The organism is Williamsia herbipolensis (assembly GCF_000964005.1).
GTDB lineage: Bacteria > Actinomycetota > Actinomycetes > Mycobacteriales > Mycobacteriaceae > Williamsia_A > Williamsia_A herbipolensis.
In genome coordinates this window covers 159,602-179,478 of sequence record NZ_JXYP01000014.1, presented here as the reverse complement: position 1 = coordinate 179,478, position 19,877 = coordinate 159,602, and the positions used below count along the sequence as shown (strand labels likewise).

Here is a 19,877-nt window from a genome sequence, read left to right as displayed (position 1 = left end):
GTCGCCCCCGTGAGGGAGCGCCCGGGGCGGGAACCGTCACCGATCCGTCACCGCAGGGCGGTGGCGGGTCGGTGGGTGATGACTACTTGGAGATGACCGCCAGCACGTCGCGTGCCGAGAGGATCAGGTACTCCTCGCCGGAGTACTTGATCTCGGTGCCGCCGTACTTGCTGTAGATGACGGTGTCGCCCTCCTTGACGTCGACCGGCACACGGTTGCCCTGCTCGGTCACGCGTCCCTCGCCCACGGCGATGACGGTGCCCTCCTGGGGCTTCTCCTTGGCCGTGTCGGGGATGACCAGACCGGAGGCGGTCGTCGTCTCGGCCTCGTTGGCCTGGACGAGGATCTTGTCCTCGAGGGGCTTGATGTTCACGCTCGCCACGATGTGAGCCCTCCACTTTCGGGGTACTGGGCCGGACTGGGACGTCCGTGCCCGTTTTCTGATGACAGATGATTACGGCGCCTTGCTCGGTTCCGTCGTCGCGGGAGCCGAAACCTCACTCGGTGCCACCTGGCACTCTATACATGCGAGTGCCAGCACTCAAGTACCCGGGAGTGCCAGCGGCGCGGCCGTGGCCCGCCGACGCCGCAGCGCGATGACGACCAGGCTCCCGAGGACCCCGAGCACCGACAACACCGAGATCAGGACGATCGCCGACGACATGCCCGCGGGGAGCCCCGAACCCTGCTCACCGCCGGCCTGCGCGCTGGTCACGATGGCCGTGACCACCGCGAGCATCACCGCACCGCCGACCTGGATGCTGGTGTTCACCAGCCCCGACGCCAGGCCCTGCTCGTCGTCGGACACGCCGGTGGTCGCCTGGGCGTTCACCGACGGGAAGCAGAGCGCGAAACCGATGCCCAGCAACACGATGGTGGGCAGCAGGAAGTCGACGTACCCCATGCCCGGCTGAGCACGCAGGAACAGCAGGTACCCACCGACGAACGCCGTGAGCCCGACCGCGATGAGGATCGGCGTGCCCACCCGGTCGAGCACCCGGTCCATCCGCAGGGCGCTGGCGACCACCAGCAGACCGGCGGGCAGGAATCCGAGCGCCATCGCGATCGGCGACCATCCCAACGTGTCCTGCAGGTACAAAGTGACGAGGAACTGGAAGGCCACGTAGCTGCCGAACATCACCGCCGCGGACACGTTCGCGTGCACCAGGGTCAACGACCGCAGGATGCCCAGTCGCAGGAGCGGGTTGCCGTGGCGCGCCTCGATCAGCACGAACGCGACGCCGAACGCCGCCGCGGCGACGAAGAGCCCGATCGTCGAGGGCGCGGCCCACCCCGCCTCCGGGGCGGCGACCACCGCGTAGACGAGGACGAGCAGCGCACCGGTGCTCGTGAGGGCTCCGCCGACATCGAGGTGCGACCAGGTGATCGCCGGGCGCCCGGTCCTCGGGATCACCTTCATGCCGGCGAGGAACAGCAGTGCGGCGACAGGTCCGGGGAACAGCAGCGTGGCCTGCCACGAGACCTCGGTGAGCAGACCACCGAACACGAGGCCGAGCGAGAACCCGCTGGCGCCGCACACGGTGTAGATGCTCAGCGCCCGGTTGCGGGCCGGGCCCTCGGCGAACGTCGTCGTGATGATCGACAGGCCCGCCGGGACGGTGAAGGCCGCGGCGACCCCCTTCACGAAACGCAGGGCAGTGATCGCCGCATCGACCTGGACGACCGCGCTGACGATCGACGCGACACCGAACACCGCGAGCGCCGCAAGGAAGACCTGCCGACGACCGAAGAGGTCACTCGCACGTCCTCCCAACAGCAGGAACCCGCCGTACCCGAGCACGTATCCGCTGACGATCCATTGCAGGTGCGATTGATCCATGCCGAGATCGGCGCCCATGGACGGCAGCGCCACGCCCACCATGGAGATGTCGAGACCGTCGAGGAATAGGGCGCCGGCCAGGACGACGAGCAGGATCCACGTCGCCGTCGCCCACCCTCGCGCCGATGTCACCTCGTGCGCGGCGCTCCCCTGCTGCACCGTCCCTGCCCGGGCTTCCCCCTCTGTTCGTGACCCGACGTCGGTCGGGTCGTCCGCTGGTGTGACCGGTGAATGAACTGTCATGCGGAGAACCATATGCAATTGCATTCAATGTGTCTACAAATAATTTGCCTGCAAATAATGCGATCACATCTGGTAACATCGGCCCATGTCCGACGCCGTGCACTCACCCACCTCGGGTGGCTCCTGTGACGAGGACGCCCTCGCGGCCGCGTGGCATCAGCTCACCGTCCGGTATCACCGGCTGCACTGCGAGATCGACCGGACCCTCGAGGCGAGTCACCAGATCAGCGGGAGCGAGTTCGAGGTCCTCGAGCTGCTCGCCGCGCAACCGGACTGTTCGCTGCGGATGAGTGAGCTCGCCGGCCAGGTGCACCTCAGTCAGAGCGCGTTGTCGCGACTGGTCGCGGGTCTGGAGAAGAACGGCCTCGCGCAGCGGACCATGTGCGAGAACGACCGTCGATCGGTGTTCACCGCGTTGACCACCGCCGGACGCGACCTCTACGAGCGCGCGCGCCCCGTACAGCGCGCGATCCTTCGTGCCGCCACGGTCGACGCCGACACCGGCTCGCTCTGCGGCGCGGACGATTTCGCGGCCGCCGCCGCCGCTGTGGACGACGGTTCGCGGGTCAGTACGCGCTGATCTGCACCGACATACCCGGATCGGTGGCCACCGTCAGCGGCGAGGCCTGTGCACCTCCGGCGATGACGTGGGCACCCAGCGTCGCGATCATCACCCCGTTGTCGGTACACAGGCGCGGACGCGGGACCCGCAGCGTCACACCGGCATCGGCGCATCGCTGCGCGGTCAACGACCGGATGCGGGAATTCGCGGTCGCGCCACCGCCGAGGACGAGCGTGTCGACGCCGGAGTCCTCACAGGCACGCATCGCCTTGAGGCTCAACACGTCGGCGACGGCCTCCTGGAACGACGCGGCCACATCGGCGAGCGGGATCGGATCGCCGGCCCGCTCGCACTTCTCGACGAATCGGGCGACCGCCGTCTTCAGTCCGCTGAACGAGAAGTCGTAGCGCGCGTCCCGCGGGCCGGTCATACCGCGCGGGAACCGGATCGCGGTGGGATCGCCCTGCTCGGCGGCGGCATCGAGCGCGGGGCCACCCGGGTATCCGAGCCCGAGCAGGCGGGCCACCTTGTCGAAGGCCTCGCCGGCCGCGTCGTCGACCGTGGTGCCCAACTCGACGATCGGCGCACCGAGATCGTCGACCTTCAGCAGGTGGGTGTGCCCACCCGACACCAGTAGCGCGACGCACTGCGGCATCGGACCGTGTTCGAGGGTGTCGACGGCCACATGCCCCCCGAGGTGGTTCACCGCGTAGAGGGGGATGTCCCACGCCGCCGCATAGGCTTTCGCCGCCGCGACCCCGACCAGCAGGGCACCCGCCAGACCCGGCCCGATCGTCACCGCGATCGCGTCGGGACGGTCGACGCCGGCGACGTCACGGGCGCGGGACATGGTCGGCACGATCGCCTCGAGATGGGCCCGCGAGGCGACCTCGGGCACCACGCCGCCGAAGCGCGCGTGTTCGGCGACGCTCGAGGCGACCTCGTCGGCGAGCAGGGTGGTCGTCGCGTCGTCGTTCCACCGCACGATGCCGACACCGGTCTCGTCGCACGAACTCTCGATCCCCATCACGATCACGAGTCACCGCCCCCCTGCCGCGACGACCCCTCGCCGCTGCTGCGCGGCGGTCGCCGCATCGTGTACGCATCGGCCCCACTGGGTTGGTAGTAGCGCTTGCGCAGCCCCATCTGTTCGAAGCCGTTGTGTCGGTACATGTCGATGGCGACGTCGTTGTCGGTGCGGACCTCGAGGAACACCTCGGCCCCATGGGAGTCGGCCACCTCGAGCATGGCCGCCATCAGCGCTGCGCCGTGTCCGGCGCCGCGGTGCGCGGGATCGACCGCGATGGTGTGGATCTCGCATTCGAACGTCCCGATCCGACCCAGCAGCGAGATCCCCGCGTACCCGATGAGCGTCTGCCCGTCGGCGTCACGGGCAGCGAAGTAACGGTTATGCGGGGAGGCGATCTCCGCGGTGAACGCCTCGACCGGCCACGGCGATTCGTCGGGGAAGATCATCGCCTCCAGCTCGGCGCAGCGCGCGGCATCGGCGGGGGCCAGTGGGCCGATCATCGGGCGCGATCCGCGGTGGCGACGGCGTCGGGGCGCCGCAGATACAGCGGGACAACGGGTTCGGGGGTGGCTCGCGACTCCACCGAGGAGCGCGCCGTCGCGACCAGACCCGCGGTGGTCGGGGACGTGGCCGCGTCGACGTGCTGCGCTCCGATGAGGCGGACGTGGTCGGGCGACCCGACCGTGACGTCCGGAGCCTGCTCGCCGCGCAACCACTCGATCAGGTCTGCGGGGGTGTCCACGGCGGGACCGGCCAGGCGGCCGTCGGGTCCGTAGAGCGCCCAGTAGACCTCACGACGACGGGCGTCGGTCACGACGAGGACCCGCCCTGCGCCGGTCGCGGCGGCGTCGGAGGCGATCGCGTCGAGCGAACACACCCCGTGCAGCGGCAACCCCAGCGCGTCGGCGAACGCCGCCGCCGTGGCCATCCCCACACGCAGCCCGGTGAACGGACCCGGCCCGCACCCCACCACGACGGCGTCGAGGACGGCGCGGGCCACGCCGGCCTCGGTGAGACAGTCGAGGATCAGGGTGGTGAGGATCTCCGCGTGGCCGCGCGGGGTGTCGACGGCACGCTCGGCGCGCACCACGATCCCGTCGCCCGGGGTCACCTCGGCGACCCCGGTGGTCACCGTGGGTGTCGAGGTGTCGATGGCCAGAACAAGCACGGTCGCCGAGCCTAGGTGAGGTCGGCCGACGCGCGCCAACCCCAGGTGACCGTGCGCTCGTCCGAGTCGGGATCGGATCCGTCGGGGTTGCGCTGCAGGCGTACGAGCAGATGCCGGTCGGTGAGTCGTTCGGCGACGCCGGCGCCCCATTCGACGACGACCACGGCGGTGTCGAGTTCGGTGTCGAGGTCGAGGGCGTCGAGGTCGGCGAGCACGTCCGACCCGGTGGTGCCGAGCCGGTAGGAGTCGACGTGCACCAGTCCGATCCCGCCGGGTGTGCCGGGCGGGTGCACACGGGCGATCACGAACGTCGGTGAGGTGATGCGTCCCTGCACGCGCAGTCCGGCGCCGATGCCCCGGGTCAGGGCGGTCTTGCCCGCACCCAGCGGCCCGTCGAGGATCACGAGGTCACCGGCGGAGAGCTCGGACGCCAGTCCCGCCCCGAAGGCCTCGGTGTCGTGAACCGTCGCCAGCGTCTGCGTCCGGTCGGTCGTCGTCACGGGGCCACGCTGCGTTGAACGAGTCTCTCGATCGCGTCGGTGACGACGGCGGGCCGTTCGAGGAGCACGAGGTGCCCGCAGTCGGGGACGCCGACGAGTTCGCTGCCGGGCAGCGCGGAGTGCAGGTCGACCGAGTTCGGCAGCGGGGTGAGTTTGTCCTCGTAACCACACGCCACCACCGTGGGCACCCGGGCCAGCACGGGCAGCGCGCCGGTCTCGTCGTGACTCTCGAGCGACCGGAGGAAGTTGACGACGGTGTCGATCGGGGTGCTCTGGATCATCGCCGAGACGAACGCACTCGTCGCCGGTGAGTGGAACGTCGAACCGAACGCCGCGGCGGTGAACATCGGCGACATGATCACCCGGGTCACCCCGCGTCCGGCCTGTACGGCGCGCGGCGCGGTGCGCACCGAGTACCGGAACGCGTCGATCAGCGGGTTCTGCAATCCCTGACCCAGGCCGGCCTCGGTGATACCCTTCGCGGCTGTCGCGATGAGCCCGACGCCGATGATCTTGTCGCCGAACAGTTCCGGACGACGCGTGGCGAGACCCATGATGGCCATGGCACCCATCGAGTGACCGACGAGGACGACGGGGCCGTCGGGGACCACGGCGCGGATGACCGTGGCGATGTCGGCGCCCAGCTGGGCGATGGTCGCGGTGTGCGCCGGTGCCGCACCGGACTTCCCGTGCCCGCGGTGGTCGAAGAACACCAGGCGCACACGGTCGCCCCACACCTCCTCGAGCCGCCGGCGCTGGAAGTGCCAGCTGGACAGTCGCATCGTGAACCCGTGGGAGAACACGACGGTCACCGGCGCATCGGGCGGTCCCACCTCGCGGACGGCGAGGGGTACCCCGTCGTCGGCGGTGACGATGCTGGCGCGGTCGGAGTAGATGGTGCGGAAGTTCTCCTCCGCGTTCGGGTCGGCACGGCCGGACGGGCGGCGCGTGAGGTTGCGGGCGACACCGCCGATGGTGACCGCGCCGAGCGCCGCGACGCCCGCGACACCGGCGAGGATCCCGAGTCGTTGTGGCCGTTGGTCTCCGCTCATCCTGGACTCCTCCCACGGTGGACGGTCATCGCGTCGAGCCGCTCTGCGGTCCGCCGCGATGGCGGCGGACCGTGCGCCCGCGGATGCCGCTGACGATCTCGTAGTCGATGGTGCCGATCGTGTCGGCCCACTCGGTGGCGGTCGGTCCGCCCTGCGTGCCGCGACCGAAGAGCTCGGCCCGATCGCCCTCGCGCACGGTGGTGTCCGCGCCGAGGTCGATCACCATCTGGTCCATGCACACCCGCCCGACGCCCGGGTAGACACGGTCACCGATGCGTACCCGCAATCGGTTCGACAGCAGGCGCGGGACACCGTCGGCGTATCCGGCCGGCACCAGCCCGAGCGTCGTGTCGTGCGGCGCGGTCCACGTGTGCGCGTACGACACACCCTGTCCTGCGGCAACCGCCTTCACCATCACCACCTCGGCCGTCAGCGTCATCGCGGGGATCAGCGGGAGGTCGTCGAAGCCGTGGGGCAGCGGGGAGAGCCCGTACACCGCGATACCGGGGCGGACGAGGTCGCGCGAGAGGTCCGGACGGGTCAGTGCGGCAGCGGAATTGGAGATGTGGACCGTCTGCGGTGTGACCCCGAGGCGGGCCATCTCGGCGACGCAGGCGTCGAGTCGCGCGGCCTGGGAGTCGTTGAGCGGGTGGTCGGGGGTGTCGCCGTGCGCGAGGTGGCACATCATGCCGCCGAGCACGATCGATCCCTCGGCCACGGCCGTCGCGACGGCGTCGCGCAGGTCGGGCCAGTCGGCCGGGCCGACCCCGTTGCGGGCGAGTCCGGTGTCGATCTTGATCGTCACCGTCGCCGTTCGTCCGAGCCCCCGTGCCGCGGCCACGACGGCGTCGAGGTGCGCGGTCGAGGAGACCGCGATGTCGATGTCGGCGGCGACGGCGGCCGCGAAATCGGTGGCCGAGGAGTGCAACCAGGCCAGAACGGGAGCGACGACACCGCCTGCGCGCAGGGCGAGGGCCTCGGCCACCGTGGCGACACCCAGTGCGCGGGCACCGGCGGCGAGCGCGGCGTGGCCGACCTCGACCGCGCCGTGACCGTAGCCGTCGGCCTTCACGACCGCCATCACGTCGGCGCCCGCGCGCGCACGCAGCACCCCCACGTTGTGGGCGATCGCGTCGAGGTCGACCACGGCTTCGAGGGCGGGCACCGAGAGCGCGGGCGCTGCGGTGATGTCGGCGGTCATCGCTGCCCGTCTCGGGCGCTGCGCAGGGCGCGAATGGCCGGGCGCACCGCAGCCAGCAGATCCGACGCCCCGATCGGCGCGCCCCGGCCGTCACCGTCGCCCTGTGCCGCCAGCGACGCCGCCCGGGCGTGGGCACGTGCGGCCGCCGCGGCGGCCGGTCGCGGGGCGAGGCCGGCCGCCAGCAACGCACCGGCAATGCCCGACAACACATCTCCCGCGCCCGCGGTCGCCGCCCAGGACGATCCGGCGTCGTTGACCAGTACCGGTCCCGCGCCGTCGGCGACGAGCGTCGCGCGGCCCTTGAGCAGCACGGTGGCGCCGAGCTCGACGGCGAGCTCGGTGACCGCGGCCACGCGATCGGCACCCACAGGGCGTCCGGCGAGTCGCGCGAACTCGCCCGCGTGCGGCGTCAGCAGCGTCGGCGCCGCGCGGTCGGCGACCCACGACCGGTGGTCGGAGACGACGGTGATGGCGTCGGCGTCGAGGAGGACGGGGAGATCGGTGTCGAGCACGGCAGCGACGAGATCGGCGGCGCGGCTGTCGGTCCCGGCCCCGGGACCGATGACCCACGCCTGGACCCGACCCACGTCGTCGAGATCGCCCGCCTCACGCACCATCGACGCGACGATCTCGGGATGACGCGACACCACCTGCGATGCGGCCGATCCCGCGTACCGGACCATTCCGGACGTGGCGGCGACGGCGGCTCCCGTGCACAGGACCGCAGCACCGGGAAAGCGATCAGACCCGGCGATGACCCCGGTCACGCCCTGGGTGTACTTGTCGTCGGCGGGGCCCGGGACCGGCCACAGGTCACCGATCTCGGCGTCGCCGAGGGCGACGAGATGCGCTGCGGGCGGATCGATACCGATGTCGATGCACTCGATGCGACCGCAGCGGTGCGCGGCCAGTGCGTGGGCTCGGCGACGGGTACCGAAGGTGACGGTCACCTCGGCGAGGACCGACGGATCGTGCACCTCTCCGGTGTCGGCGTCGACACCCGACGGGATGTCGACGGCGATGATCGGTGCGGTGACGTGCTCGAATGCCGCGGCCGCCGTCGGGCGTAGCGGACCCGATCCCCCGATACCCACGACTCCGTCCACGGCGAGGTCGTATGCCCCGGAGGCGACCGACACGACGCGACCACCCGCTCGCCGCAGCGCGGCCAGACCGCCGGGGTGCGCGCGGTCGGCTGCGGTGAGCACGGCGTCGACGACCACACCCCGGGCGCGCACGAGTGCACCGGCGTGGAGCGCATCGCCTCCGTTGTCACCGGCACCGACGATCAGCACCACCCGCGCCCCGTAGATCGCGCCCCGCCGGAGGCGGAGTTCGGCGAGGATCACGTGCGCGAGACCGGTTGCGGCGCGGCGCATCAGCACGCCCGAGGTCAACAGCTCACCCGTCGCCTGCTCGGCCGCCCGGATCTCGTCGGCGGTGTGATGGCCGATCACGCCGACTACTCGACCGTCACCGATTTGGCGAGGTTCCTCGGCTTGTCGACGTCGTAACCGCGCGCCTGCGCGACCGCCGCGGCGAACACCTGCAGTGGCACGGTGGAGACCAGCGGTTGCAGCAGGGTCGAGGTCACCGGGATCTCGATGAGGTGATCGGCGAACCCGGCCACGGCGACATCGCCCTCCTCGGCGATGACGATGGTGCGGGCGCCGCGCGCCTGGATCTCCCGGATGTTGCTGACCATCTTCGAGTGCAGCAGCGGTCGGCCACTCGGCGACGGCATCACGATGATCACCGGCAGGCCGTCCTCGATGAGCGCGATGGGGCCGTGCTTGAGCTCGCCCGCCGCGAAGCCCTCGGCGTGCATGTAGGCCAGTTCCTTGAGCTTGAGCGCGCCCTCGAGCGCCACCGGATAGCCGACGTGACGGCCCAGGAACAGCACGGTGCGCGCGTCGACGAGCGAACGGGCCAGGGCGCGAACGGGTTCGACGGTCTCGAGAACGCGCTCGACCGCGTGCGGCATCTGCTCGAGCTCACGGAACTCGCGCGCGACCTCGTCGGGGTATTTCGTACCCCGGGCCTGCGCGAGCGCCAGGCCGACGAGGTACGCCGCGGCGATCTGCGCGAGGAAACACTTGGTCGACGCGACACCGATCTCGGGTCCGGCGTGGGTGTAGAGCACCGCATCGGACTCCCGCGGGATCTGCGCACCGTTGGTGTTGCAGATCGCCAGCACGCGCGCCTTCTGTTCTTTGGCGTGCCGGACCGCCTCGAGGGTGTCGGCGGTCTCCCCCGATTGCGAGATGGCGACCACGAGGGTCGACCGGTCCAGCACGGGGTCGCGGTAGCGGAACTCGCTGGCCAACTCGACCTCGACCGGCAGCCGGGTCCAGTGCTCGATCGCGTACTTCGCCAACATGCCCGCGTGATAGGCGGTGCCACACGCGACGACGAAGATCTTGTCGATGTCGCGCAGGTCCTGATCGGTGATGCGTTGCTCGTCGAGGACGATGCGACCGTTCTCGAAGTGCCCCACGAGGGTGTCGGCGAGCGCCTGCGGCTGCTCGGCGATCTCCTTGAGCATGAAGAAATCGTGGCCACCCTTCTCGGCGGCGGCGAGATCCCAGTCGATGTGGAACGGCTTGCCCTCCTGCGGCGTGCCGTCGAAGTCGGTGATGGTGTAGCGCTCGGCGGTGATGACGACCACCTGGTCGTGTCCGAGCTCGACGGCGTCGCGCGTGTGCTCGATGAACGCGGCGACATCGGAGCCCACGAACATCTCGTTCACCCCGACGCCGACCACCAGCGGGGTCGACCGCCGGGCGGCGACGATGGTGCCCGGGTGATCGGAATGGGTGAACACCAGCGTGAACGCACCCTCGAGGCAACCGAGGACGGCGTACGCCGACGCGACGAAGTCACCCGCATTCGCACCGTTGGCGTACTCGAGGTCGAGCATGTGGACCGCGGTCTCGGTGTCGGTGTCGGAGCTGAACTCGACCCCGGCCGCCTCCACCTCGGCGCGCAGCGCAGCGTAGTTCTCGATGATCCCGTTGTGGACCACCGCGAACTTCCCGTCGCGGCTCACGTGGGGGTGGGCGTTGCGGTCGGTGGGACGCCCGTGGGTCGCCCACCGTGTGTGGCCCATCCCGCTGGTACCCGCGAACGCCTCGCGACCCACGGTCGCGAGCTGCTTGTCGAGGTTCTCGAGCCGACCAGCCTTCTTCTCGACGGCGGTGTGACCGGCTCCGTCGAGAATGGCGACGCCCGCGGAGTCGTACCCGCGGTACTCCATCCGGCGCAGGGCCTCCACGACGATCTCCAGGGCGTCCCGGTGACCCACGTATCCGACGATTCCGCACATTCGACACAGGTTACCGGGGGTCGGGCGGCACGTTCGGCACCCCGGGTGTCATAGGGTCGAGCCGTGACCTCGGTGAAGAAGTTGTTTGCGCAGCTGTCCCGTCGCGGACCGCACCGTGTGCTGCGGGGCGACATGGCCATCGTCGGACTCCCGGGCCTCGTCTACACCCCCGAATCGGGCAACGACCTGCCCGGGGTGGCGTTCGGCCACGGATGGCTCACCCACAGCAGGCAGTACCGCGACACCCTCGAGCACCTCGCCTCGTGGGGCATCGTCGTCGCCGTCCCCGACACCGAGCGGGGCCCGCTGGCGTCGGACCGCGCGCTCGCCGTCGATCTCGAGACCGCGCTGGCGATCATCTCGAGTGTCCGACTGGGCTCCGGCGCGATCACCGTGCATCCCGAACGGCTCGCGCTGGCCGGACACGGTCTGGGCGCCTCGGCGGCCGTTCTCGCCGCCGGGGACTCGCAGCGGGCGAAGGCGCTGGCCGCCCTGTTCCCCGCCCCGACCGGGCCGGCGGTACTGCCCGCCGCGCATCGCGCCCGGGTGCCGGCGCTGATCCTCGCGGCGCCGAAGGACCTCGACGGCATCACCTCCAACGCGCTGGCGCTGCGCAACGCTCTGCAGGGCGACCGGGTCGCGCTGCGCACGGTCCCGAAGTCGACCAACCGCGGACTCGCCGAGGGGTTCAGCGTGCGCAAGCGCCTGGGCGACGGCTCGGACCACTCGAAGACCCAGAAGGCCACGCGCGCCATGCTCACCGGATTCCTGCTCGCGCATCTCGGGGGCACGGCGGCACGCGGTAAGACCGCGATCGGCGACCCCACCTACTCCGACTTCGCCGACCCGTCGGTCGCCATCGGCAAGCTCGAGACCGTCGATCCCGCCGGTGTCGAGATCGACACCACCGATCCGATCACCCGCCTGCTGCGCAGCTGACCCGGCGGCTCCCGCCTCACCGGGCCCCGGTCATCGCGGTTCGGAGTCCAGGATCGGTCGTCGGCGCCGCACCTCCACGTTGTCATCACCCGGGTCGCGGTCGCGACCGTCGGAGTCGCGCTCGGTGCGATCGTCGTCCGGATCGTCATCAGAGGGCGTCGGGTCCCGCCACGCCTGCGCGGCCGTGATCGACGCGCGGTGGTGACGGTTGCGTGCACGTTCCAGCGTCTCGGTCGCCGTGCGCAGGATCTCCTCGATCTGATCGGCGGGTCTCACCGGTCACCGGCCAGCGCCAGACCGCCGTCGTCTCCGGGGTCGGGGCTCGCACGCGGTGGACGGCTCGTGTCGGCGGCGGGCTCCTCGACGCGATCGGGACGGACTCTCGGTTCGGCCGACGAACCGGGGCCGACGGTCGGCTCGGGACGTATCGGCGGATCGGGAGGCGTCGGTGCCTCCCGGCTCTCCTCGTCGACGAACGGCATTGCCGGCGCAGGCGTCGGCGGAGTCGGCGACACCGGAGAGGGTGACGGCGGGGCGGGTGGCGACACGGTCTCGGGCACGACCGGGCGCGGCGCCGATCTCGGTTGCGGGCCCTCGGGCGCGGTGTCGCGCGGGTGATCCGAGTCGCCGGCGTCGCGATCACGGCCCTGGTCGTGGTCGTGGCCGATGTCGAGGCCGAGGTCGAGGTTCAGCGACAGCGTCGGACCAGATCTCGTGGACGCGTCGGGCAGGAGGCCACCGCGGCCCTGATCCTGCGCGCCACCGAGTGCCTCGACGGCGAGGTTCAACACGGCGCCGAGTCCCCCGGCGGCCGCCATCCCCACCGCGGATGCCGACGCCACGGCGGCCTGGGCCAGGGCCGACGCCAGCGGTACCGGGTCGACTCCCCCGATCGTCGCCGAGTGCCCCACGCCGGCCGGCGCGACGTCGGGCTCGACGATGCGGGCCCCGTCACCGCGACCGCCGCCGGTTCGACCTGTCGGCGCGACCGCTCGCGACACCGCCCCGCCCGCGGGTGCCGCGAGCGCGATGTCGGTTCGCGTCCCGCCGGGAGGGGACGTCGGGCGGTGGGATCGGATGCCCTGCGCCACGACGGTGAGACCGTCCGGATACGGCGCGCGGGTCGCGAGTCCCTCGAACGACGCGGCGAGGACGGTGAGGATCTCACCGACGGCGGCGTCGGCGACCTCGACGGCGGCACCGAACAACGCTGTCTTGGCCGCGATGTCGGCCGCGATCGCATCGCGGTTCTCCTCGGCGTCGGCGACCGTGACCGACGTCATCGGACGACCCGCCACGAGGTCGGTCGCGAGGGCCGCGATCGAGAGGTACTTCGCGACCAGCACACGTGAGAGGGCCGCAGCCGTCGCCTCGACGGTGGTGGCGACGTCGCGGATCTGATCGAAAGCGTCGTCGGCCCGCACCACGTGTCGGTCGAGTGCCGCGCCCATGGCGTCGGAGGCCACGCCGGTCCACACCGCGGGGATCCGGTCACCGACGGCATCGACGCTCCGGGTGGCGTCGGTGGCGGCCGTGATGACCGATCGCAGGGCCGACGCGTCGTGGACGAGCGCGGACAGGTCGATCCCCTCGGTCACCTCGAACCGGGCGGCGAGGTCGGCGTCGGAGGGGATCGCCACCCCGATCGCGGTGGCGATGGGGCGCACGACCGCGAACCAGCGCAGCCCCGCCAGCGCGGCGGGACGCAGGGTGTCGACACGGTTGTCGATGGGCTGTGCGGTGGTCATCGCAGTCCCGATCCACCGATCCGGCCGGCCGATCCGGAGTCGGTGTCGGCGAGAACAGCTGCCGCCGTGCGCGATCCGTCGGCGAGCCGGTCGATCGACGAACGCATCGCCGCGATCTCTCGGTGCAGTGCGTGCATGCCCGCGACGTACGCCTCGGCGTGGCCGAGGTATGCGGCGCCGACCGATCGGGGGCCGAACACCGGCATGTCGACGGCGCGTGTGGCGGCGGCGAGCGACTCGCCGGCGCGATGCACCTCGTCAGCCAGTTCCCCGACGCCGCCGACGTCGATCCGCAACGACTCGTCCATGCGCGCCTACCCCCTGTCCCTGTGTCCGTCCCTGACCCGCCGATTCTCGGTTCGACGATGATAGGACGCCGACCGGGCCCGATGGGTTCCCCTGACAGGGCAGATCGCGGAGCAGGCGCCTCAGGCGATGTGCGCCGCGGACAGTGCGTCGAGGAGCGCGTGTGGGCGGTCGGGCACCGGGAGGGGTGCGACGAGGGCGAACGAGCAACCGATACCGCGTGCGCCGCCGTCGGCCTCCTCGCTGTCACCGATCATCAGCGTCCGGGAGGGATCGACGTCGAGGTGATCGGTCGCGAATCGGTAGATGCCCGCATCGGGCTTGGTGATCCCGACCTCGTGCGACAGCGCCCACACGTCGACGAGGTGGTCGATGCCGTGGCGGGCGAACACCGCCCGCAGGTCGAAGGCGATGTTGCTGACGATGCCGATGGCGATGCCGCGCTCGGCCAGCAGTGTCAGCGCCGACACCGTGTCGGGGTAGGCATCCCACGACTCGGCGGCGAGGACCCGCTCGTACAGGGATTCGGCGTGGCCGGGCACAGCGAGACCCGATGCGCGCAGCACCGCGAGATAGGACGCCCGGTGCAGAGCGGGATCGAGGTCGCGGCGCAGCCAGGCCGCGCGCATCTCGTCGTCGAGTTCCGCGGGTACACCGGTGGGGGCCGTCATCCGGCGGATCAACTCGGCCTGCAGGTGCCCGTCGATCGGGGCGCCATCCTCGTCGTGCAGCTCGGTGAACCACTCGGCCCGCTCGGTGAAGCGGAACAGGGTGCCCGAGAAATCGAAGAGGACCGCCGCGACGTTCCCGGTCGGAGACCGCCCGTCGTCTCCGGTCGGAGACCGCCCGTCGTCTCCGGTCGGAGACCGCCCGTCGTCTCCGGTCACTGCCCGACCGATCCGACGACGTCGGCGATCCGCCGGGCGATGCTGTCGGCTTCGTGCGCGGTGGTGGCCTCCACCATCACTCGTACGAGTTGCTCGGTTCCCGACGGGCGCAACAGAACTCGCCCGGAATCGCCGAGTTCGGCACCGGCGGTGACGACCGCCTCGCGCACCGATTCCGCACCGGCGACGGCGTCCTTGTCAGCGACGGGGACGTTGATGAGGATCTGCGGCAGCGTGGTGATGACCGACGCCAGGTCGGCCAGATCGCGTCCGGTCTGCGCCATGCGCGCCATCAGCATCAGCCCGGTCAGGATGCCGTCACCGGTGGTGGCGAACGACGGGAGCACCACGTGTCCGGATTGCTCCCCGCCGAGCGCGAACGCCCCGGAGCGGAGTTCTTCCAGCACGTACCGGTCGCCGACGGCGGTGGTGCGCAGGTCGATACCGGCCGACCGCATCGCGATGTGCAGCCCCAGGTTGCTCATGACGGTGGCGACGAGGGTGTTGTGGGTCAACGTGTTCGACTCTTTCATCGCCACCGCGAGCACCGCCAGGATGGCGTCGCCGTCGACGACATCACCGGCCGCGTCGACGGCGAGACAACGGTCGGCATCGCCGTCGTGGGCGAGCCCGATGTCGGCGCCGTGTTCGATGACCGCCTTGCGGATCACGTCGAGATGGGTCGAGCCGCACCCGTCGTTGATGTTGAGCCCGTCGGGCTCTGCGTTCAGGGAGATGACCGTGGCACCGGCCGCGCGGTAGGCGGTCGGGGCGGTGAGACTCGCCGCGCCGTGGGCACAGTCGACCACGACAGTGATGCCGTCGAGCGGTGCGGACACCACGGAGGCGAGGTGGTCGAGGTAGGGGCGCGCGGCGTCGGCGGCGTCGAGGACGCGACCGATTCCCGCACCCACCGGCCGTGCCGGGGCATCCGCGGGATCGGCGATCGCCGCCTCGATGCGTTCCTCGAGGTCGTCGGCGAGCTTGTGGCCGCCGGCGGCGAAGAGCTTGATCCCGTTGTCGGGCATGGGATTGTGCGAGGCCGAGATCATCACGCCGAAGGCGGCGCGGTGATGATCGGTGAGGAACGCGACGGCGGGCGTCGGCAGCACCCCGACGCGCAGAGCGTCGACGCCGGCGGCGGTGAGACCGGCGCACACGGCGGCCTCGAGCATCTCACCGGAGGCTCGGGGGTCGCGTCCGACGACCGCCACGGGCCGGACGCCGGGGTCGGCGGACGGTGCGGCGAGCACGTTCGCGGCCGCGCGGGCCACGCTCACGGCCAGCTCGGGTGTGAGATCGGCGTTGGCGAGACCACGTACGCCGTCGGTGCCGAAGAGTCGTCCCATTCCGGTGCCCCTGTTCGATCGGGAGAAAGGTGTCACAGAACGCACTCGAGCAGGTGTCCAGAGGATCCTGAACACCTGCTCGGTGCAGGCGGAGATCAGCGCACAGGCGCAGTGATCAACGCTTCGAGTACTGCGATGCCTTACGGGCCTTCTTGAGGCCGTACTTCTTGCGCTCGACCGCGCGCGGGTCGCGGGTGAGGAACCCGGCCTTCTTGAGCGCGGGACGATCGTCGGGGGCGACCTCGATGAGGGCGCGGGCGATCGCCAGACGCAGCGCGCCGGCCTGTCCCGACGGTCCGCCGCCGACGAGCTTGGCGTGGACGTCGAAGGACTCGGTGCGCTCGACGATGACCAGCGGGGCCTTGATCAGCTGCTGGTGCACCTTGTTCGGGAAGTACGCCTCGAGGGTGCGGCCGTTCAGCGTGAACTGACCCGAACCGGGGGCCATCCGCACGCGGACGACGGCCTCCTTGCGGCGACCGACGGTCTGGATCGGACGGTCGAGGTGGATCGGGGCCGGCGCCGGGGTGGCGTCGAGGGCCTCGGTGCCGGTGGCCTCGTCGACCACGTAGTCGTCACTGGCGACCTCGGCCGCGGCGACATCGACCGGGGTGTACTGACCCTCCACGGCGTCGCCGATGGTGTTCTCTGTCGACGGTGACACGTCGGACTGGGGCTCGGTCACTGGGACACCTGCTTGATCTCGAAGGGAGCGGGACGCTGTGCCGCATGGGGATGGTCGGGGCCGGCGTAGACCTTGAGCTTGCCGAACATCGCCCGGCCCAGCTTGGTCTTGGGGAGCATGCCGTTGACGGCCTTCTCGATCACGCGCTCGGGATGGGTCTCGAGCAGCTGTGCGGTGGTACGCGAGGTGAGACCACCCGGATGCCCGGAGTGCCGGTAGTTGAGCTTGCGCTCGGCCTTGTTGCTGGTGAGCACGATCTTCTCGGCGTTGATGATGACGACGAAGTCGCCGCCGTCCATGTGCGGGGCGTAGGTCGGCTTGTGCTTGCCGCGCAGCAGATGGGCGGTCTGCACGGCGAGCCGGCCGAGCACCACGTCGGTGGCGTCGATGACGTGCCACGCGTGCGTGATGTCACCGGCCTTCGGGGTGTAGGTGGACACAGGTGTTCCGTTCCGTTGGTGTGGAGCTGGTCGGATGCGACGGCGGGGTGATTCCCGGCGACCAGTGGGGACCCGGGGACCCGGTTCGCCCCGCATGACGGGGTGCCGCGCACCAGCAGTTCAGAGTACGGGGTCGCCCCGGGCCGGTCAAAACGCTCGGGTGGGCGCCTCACCTGGCCCGATGCTCCTCAGCGCAGCGGTGCGATCGTGACCGAGCCGACCGCGGCGGCGCAGGCGGCGTCGACGGACTCCCCGCGGGTGCCGGGCTGGCACCCGACGCTCACCTGCAGCGCCGAGGAGACCATCACGTACCACCGGATCGCCGCACCCGAGCCCGGTGTCTCCCGGTAGCTGATCACGTCGCGGTCGGCGTACCGGGTGACGGCCGAGAACTCCGACACCGTGTCGCCCCCGCTCTGCTGCAGCCGGTTGCGCAGGCTGGTCGCCACCGTGGTCGGGGTCGAATCGATCCGCACCGCGTTCTGCACGACGATGATCCGCCGGTCGTCGGTACGCGCGGCGAAGGTGGTGAAGGGGATGGCTCCGGTGTCGTCGGCGCTGTCGCTCGCGCGGCGCCAGTCGACGGGCACCACCATCGACACCCGACCCACATCGGCCCGAACTGACGTCGCCGGGGCCGCGGACGCGGAGGGAGGGTCGTCGTCGGACCCGCCGACGACGACGGTGCCCGCGACGGCGGCGGCGATCACGACAGCGACGGCGACCGCACCGACGACCAGGGTGCGACGGCTCGGCCGCCGGACGGCGGTGGTGTCGGGTGGTCGCGGGGGTGGGCTCGACGGGAGCACCTCTCCCCCGAAACGGTGGATCAGTGCCCGCTCGGCCGCGGCGACACGGCCGGTCGGGGTCGCGTCCTCGAACAGGCGGATCGTGGCGGCGAGGCGGTCACGGTTGTCACCGTCGACGAGGATCGCCTCGACCGTGTCGTCGACCAGTTCCCCCAGGACTGCGGGGTCGGCGGGATCGTCGAGGACGTCGGTCCGCGCCACCTGCCATCCGTCGTCGTCCCGGGCGACGCGATGCACGTCGAGGCGGCCGTCGTGACTCTCGGCGACCACGCAGACCCGCGCCGACGGTTCGAGGTGGGTCGCCGCCACCAGGACCGCGCGTGGGCCGGCGTGCACGGTGGTCGACGCTCCGGCGCGTGCGACGACGGTCCGCGCCGCGTCGATGACGATCCCCGCGCGACGACTACCCCACGTGGTGGGGTGGGCGATGGTGAGCGAGCGCGGCAGACGCGGCCCGAGGACGTCACCGATCGCCTGCGCCCAGCCATCGGCGATCTGACGCCGCGCGCCGTGGAGCTGGACGTGGTCGCTGTCGATCGACTCGATCAACGTGCCGACCCGCACACCAGGTCGGCCACCGACCTCGAGGCGCGCGTAGGCGACGTCGACGACCGTCGACCGCTCGACCGTGACGGTGTCGCGCTGCTCGGCGTCACCGGTTCGTTCGTGGGCGTCCCCCGACACCGGTGGTCCTCAGCCCGCGTTGCGGGCCGGTCGCAGTTCGCGCGGCAGGGCGAAGGTGAGCGTCTCGTTGGCGGTGGTCACGGTCTCGACCGACCCGAATCCGTGCTCGGCGAGCAGGTCGACGACACCGCGAACCAGGACCTCGGGCACCGAGGCGCCCGAGGTGACACCGACGGTCTGCGCGCGCTCGAACCAGCTGGTGTCGATGTCGCGGGCGTAGTCGACCAGGTACGAGGCCCGGGCGCCGGCCTGCAGCGCCACCTCGACCAGTCGCACCGAGTTCGAGGAGTTGGTCGACCCGACGACGATGAGGAGGTCGCAGTGCGGGGCCATCGCCTTCACCGCGACCTGACGGTTCTGGGTGGCGTAGCAGATGTCGTCGCTCGGCGGGTCCTGCAGCAGCGGGAACCGCTCGCGCAGCTTCGACACCGTCTCCATGGTCTCGTCGACCGACAGCGTCGTCTGCGACAGCCAGATCACCTTCGACTCGTCGCGGACGGTGACGCCGTCGACGCTCGCGGGTCCGTCGACGAGCTGGATGTGCTCGGGGGCCTCACCCGCGGTGCCCTCGACCTCCTCGTGGCCCTCGTGGCCGATGAGCAGGATGTCGAAGTCGTCGCGGGCGAAGCGCTTGGCCTCCTGGTGCACCTTGGTCACCAGGGGGCAGGTCGCGTCGATGGTGCGCAGGTTGCGCGACGCCGCCGTCTCGTGGACCGCGGGCGACACACCGTGGGCGGAGAACACGACGAGCTGGCCCTCGGGCACCTCGTCGGTCTCGTCGACGAAGACGACGCCCTTGCCGGTCAACGTCTCCACCACGTGGCGGTTGTGGACGATCTCCTTGCGGACGTAGACGGGCGCGCCGTGCTTCTCGAGGGCCTTCTCGACGGTCTCGATGGCGCGGTCCACGCCGGCGCAGTATCCGCGCGGCTCGGCCAACAGCACTCGCTTGGTGGGCTCGGCAGTGGTGGTCATGTCCCCCAGCCTACGGCCCCCATCCGATGGTGGGGATTCCGCCGGAACCGACACCGACGGTGTCGGCGACCACCCCGTCAGTGGTCACCGCCGCGCTGATGAGGCAGAGTTGAGCCATGTTTCGCCCACCGTTT

21 protein-coding genes are annotated in these 19,877 nt (G+C 71.0%); 2 read left to right on the top strand and 19 right to left on the bottom strand.

Going from position 1 to position 19,877, the window contains the following annotated elements; genetic code table 11:
- Nucleotides 1-82 precede the first annotated feature (82 nt).
- Nucleotides 83-382 (bottom strand): co-chaperone GroES, encoded by a 300-nt coding sequence (gene groES / locus TU34_RS06755; RefSeq protein ID WP_045822080.1) that lies wholly within the window; start codon nt 380-382, stop codon nt 83-85.
- Between the two features lie 159 nt (nt 383-541).
- Nucleotides 542-2,083: an MFS transporter gene (locus tag TU34_RS06750; protein WP_238981195.1), complete on the bottom strand. Its 1,542-nt coding sequence runs from the start codon at nt 2,081-2,083 to the stop codon at nt 542-544.
- Nucleotides 2,084-2,168: 85 nt separating this feature from the next.
- Here TU34_RS06750 and TU34_RS06745 point away from each other — a divergent pair, with 85 nt between their 5' ends.
- On the top strand, nt 2,169-2,663 hold the full coding sequence (locus TU34_RS06745) for a MarR family winged helix-turn-helix transcriptional regulator (protein ID WP_045822078.1): 495 nt from the start codon (nt 2,169-2,171) through the stop codon (nt 2,661-2,663).
- Here the strand turns inward: TU34_RS06745 and tsaD are convergent.
- Genes tsaD through glmS form a run of 8 tightly spaced genes read right to left on the bottom strand, consistent with a single transcriptional unit; the run spans nt 2,650 to nt 10,921 of the window.
- Nucleotides 2,650-3,681: a tRNA (adenosine(37)-N6)-threonylcarbamoyltransferase complex transferase subunit TsaD gene (gene tsaD / locus TU34_RS06740; RefSeq protein WP_045822077.1), complete on the bottom strand. Its 1,032-nt coding sequence runs from the start codon at nt 3,679-3,681 to the stop codon at nt 2,650-2,652. The two genes, TU34_RS06745 and tsaD, sit on opposite strands and share 14 nt — an antisense overlap.
- Nucleotides 3,678-4,175, bottom strand: coding sequence for a ribosomal protein S18-alanine N-acetyltransferase (gene rimI / locus TU34_RS06735; RefSeq protein WP_045822076.1), 498 nt, complete (start codon nt 4,173-4,175; stop codon nt 3,678-3,680). The genes tsaD and rimI overlap by 4 nt, the downstream gene beginning before the upstream one ends.
- Nucleotides 4,172-4,843, bottom strand: coding sequence for a tRNA (adenosine(37)-N6)-threonylcarbamoyltransferase complex dimerization subunit type 1 TsaB (gene tsaB / locus TU34_RS06730; RefSeq protein ID WP_045822075.1), 672 nt, complete (start codon nt 4,841-4,843; stop codon nt 4,172-4,174). The genes rimI and tsaB overlap by 4 nt, the downstream gene beginning before the upstream one ends.
- Nucleotides 4,844-4,854: 11 nt before the next feature.
- On the bottom strand, nt 4,855-5,343 hold the full coding sequence (gene tsaE, locus TU34_RS06725) for a tRNA (adenosine(37)-N6)-threonylcarbamoyltransferase complex ATPase subunit type 1 TsaE (RefSeq protein ID WP_045822074.1): 489 nt from the start codon (nt 5,341-5,343) through the stop codon (nt 4,855-4,857).
- Entirely contained in the window at nt 5,340-6,395 is a 1,056-nt protein-coding gene (locus TU34_RS06720; protein WP_045822073.1) for an alpha/beta fold hydrolase, read from the bottom strand. The genes tsaE and TU34_RS06720 overlap by 4 nt, the downstream gene beginning before the upstream one ends.
- A 25-nt stretch (nt 6,396-6,420) precedes the next feature.
- Nucleotides 6,421-7,596: an alanine racemase gene (alr, locus tag TU34_RS06715; protein ID WP_045822072.1), complete on the bottom strand. Its 1,176-nt coding sequence runs from the start codon at nt 7,594-7,596 to the stop codon at nt 6,421-6,423.
- The gene (locus TU34_RS06710) at nt 7,593-9,053 is read right to left on the bottom strand and encodes an NAD(P)H-hydrate dehydratase (RefSeq protein ID WP_045822071.1); all 1,461 of its coding nucleotides are present in this window, start codon (nt 9,051-9,053) and stop codon (nt 7,593-7,595) included. The genes alr and TU34_RS06710 overlap by 4 nt, the downstream gene beginning before the upstream one ends.
- Before the next feature lie 5 nt (nt 9,054-9,058).
- Nucleotides 9,059-10,921: a glutamine--fructose-6-phosphate transaminase (isomerizing) gene (glmS, locus tag TU34_RS06705; RefSeq protein WP_045822070.1), complete on the bottom strand. Its 1,863-nt coding sequence runs from the start codon at nt 10,919-10,921 to the stop codon at nt 9,059-9,061.
- Nucleotides 10,922-10,984: 63 nt separating this feature from the next.
- Here glmS and TU34_RS06700 point away from each other — a divergent pair, with 63 nt between their 5' ends.
- Complete coding sequence (locus tag TU34_RS06700; protein WP_052688784.1) at nt 10,985-11,860, top strand: dienelactone hydrolase family protein; 876 nt, start codon at nt 10,985-10,987, stop codon at nt 11,858-11,860.
- 30 nt (nt 11,861-11,890) lie between these two features.
- Here the strand turns inward: TU34_RS06700 and TU34_RS06695 are convergent, their stop codons facing one another.
- The 9 genes from TU34_RS06695 to TU34_RS06655 form a co-directional block, all read right to left on the bottom strand.
- On the bottom strand, nt 11,891-12,136 hold the full coding sequence (locus TU34_RS06695) for a hypothetical protein (RefSeq protein WP_045822069.1): 246 nt from the start codon (nt 12,134-12,136) through the stop codon (nt 11,891-11,893).
- Nucleotides 12,133-13,608, bottom strand: coding sequence for a hypothetical protein (locus TU34_RS06690; protein ID WP_045822068.1), 1,476 nt, complete (start codon nt 13,606-13,608; stop codon nt 12,133-12,135). The genes TU34_RS06695 and TU34_RS06690 overlap by 4 nt, the downstream gene beginning before the upstream one ends.
- Nucleotides 13,605-13,916 (bottom strand): type VII secretion target, encoded by a 312-nt coding sequence (locus tag TU34_RS06685; protein WP_045822067.1) that lies wholly within the window; start codon nt 13,914-13,916, stop codon nt 13,605-13,607. Before TU34_RS06685 ends, TU34_RS06690 begins: the two co-directional genes overlap by 4 nt.
- 120 nt (nt 13,917-14,036) lie before the next feature.
- A complete protein-coding gene (locus tag TU34_RS06680; RefSeq protein ID WP_082079949.1) occupies nt 14,037-14,801 on the bottom strand; it encodes an HAD family hydrolase in 765 nt (254 codons plus the stop codon).
- Nucleotides 14,798-16,150 carry a phosphoglucosamine mutase gene (glmM, locus tag TU34_RS06675; protein ID WP_045822066.1) on the bottom strand — a complete coding sequence of 451 codons (1,353 nt, stop codon included), beginning with the start codon at nt 16,148-16,150 and terminating at the stop codon, nt 14,798-14,800. The genes TU34_RS06680 and glmM overlap by 4 nt, the downstream gene beginning before the upstream one ends.
- Before the next feature lie 115 nt (nt 16,151-16,265).
- Complete coding sequence (gene rpsI / locus TU34_RS06670) at nt 16,266-16,835, bottom strand: 30S ribosomal protein S9 (protein WP_420835163.1); 570 nt, start codon at nt 16,833-16,835, stop codon at nt 16,266-16,268.
- Nucleotides 16,832-17,275, bottom strand: a complete 444-nt coding sequence (gene rplM / locus TU34_RS06665) for a 50S ribosomal protein L13 (RefSeq protein WP_045822065.1) — start codon at nt 17,273-17,275, stop codon at nt 16,832-16,834. Before rplM ends, rpsI begins: the two co-directional genes overlap by 4 nt.
- 188 nt (nt 17,276-17,463) lie before the next feature.
- The gene (locus TU34_RS06660; RefSeq protein ID WP_052688783.1) at nt 17,464-18,768 is read right to left on the bottom strand and encodes a type VII secretion-associated protein; all 1,305 of its coding nucleotides are present in this window, start codon (nt 18,766-18,768) and stop codon (nt 17,464-17,466) included.
- Nucleotides 18,769-18,777: 9 nt separating this feature from the next.
- Entirely contained in the window at nt 18,778-19,743 is a 966-nt protein-coding gene (locus TU34_RS06655; RefSeq protein ID WP_045822064.1) for a 4-hydroxy-3-methylbut-2-enyl diphosphate reductase, read from the bottom strand.
- Nucleotides 19,744-19,877: the final 134 nt, after the last annotated feature.